Genomic DNA, 1198 nt, shown 5'->3' with positions numbered 1-1198 from the left:
ATTCGAAGGTGAACCCGGCCGATACGCCGATCGTCACGCTTGCGCTGACATCCAATACGCTGTCGCTCAGGTCTCTCTCCGATCTTGCCGACACGTTGCTGGCGCAGCGCCTCAGCTCGGTTTCCGGCGTCGGCCATGTCTCGATTGAAGGCGGCATCAAGCCGGCTGTGCGCGTCGAGGCGGACGTCAGGCGACTGGCGAGCTACGGCCTCAGCATGGCTGATCTCAGTGCCGCGATCAGCGCCGCGAACGTTGCCGGGCCGAAAGGCTCACTCGACGGCGACAAGCAGTCCTTCACGATCGCTGCAAACGATCAGATCGTGGATGCCAAGGCCTACGACGACGTCATCGTTGCCTATCGCAATGATGCGCCGGTGCGCGTGAAGGATGTCACTCGGGTCAGCGACGGCCTGGAGAATACGCGCGTCGGTGGCTGGTATCAGGGCAAACCGGCCGTCATCGTTGATATCCAGAGGCAGCCCGGTGCCAACGTCATCGATACTGTTTCCCGTATCAAGAATGAGCTGCCGCGCGTCCAGCGCAGCATGCCCGCGGGCGTCAACCTTCAGATCGTCAGCGACCGTACCGGCACGATCCGCGCGTCCGTCCACGACGTACAGTTCACCCTCGTCCTAAGCGTCGGCCTCGTCGTAATGGTGGTGTTGCTGTTCCTGCGCTCGATCCGGGCGACGATCATTGCCGGCGTCGCACTTCCCGTGTCGCTCGTCGCCACGTTCGGCGTCATGTATTTCTGCGGTTTCAGCGTCGATAACCTGTCGCTCATGGCCTTGACGATCGGCACGGGCTTCGTCGTCGACGACGCGATCGTGATGATCGAAAACGTTGTGCGCCACCTCGAAAAGGGCGAGAAGCCGATGAAGGCGGCTCTCGAGGGCGCGCGTGAGATCGGCTTCACGGTCATATCTCTGACTCTGTCGCTGATTGCCGTCTTCATTCCGCTGCTGTTCATGACGGGGCTCGTCGGACGCATGTTCCGCGAGTTCGCGCTGACCCTCACGATCGCGGTTGTCGTCTCGGCCGTCGTATCCCTGACGCTGACGCCGATGATGTGCGCACGGCTCCTCAAGAGCGGCGGACATGAGGAAGGCGGCACCCGAGTCGGCCGCCTGTTCGCCCGTTTCATGGATCGCGTGATCCAAGGCTACAAGCACTCACTGGAATTCGTGCTGCGCCATCA

1 protein-coding gene is annotated in these 1198 nt (G+C 62.0%); it reads left to right on the top strand.

Annotation, left to right across the window (positions count from 1 at the left end; all coding sequences use genetic code 11):
- Positions 1-1198: efflux RND transporter permease subunit (locus ACO9S2_RS17650; protein ID WP_423723739.1), on the top strand; the 1198-nt coding region annotated here is incomplete at both ends.

Origin of the sequence: Nitrospira sp. NS4, assembly GCF_049546785.1 — a bacterium.
Taxonomy (GTDB): Bacteria; Nitrospirota; Nitrospiria; order Nitrospirales; family Nitrospiraceae; genus Nitrospira_D.
This window is presented reverse-complemented; position numbering and strand designations above follow the sequence as displayed.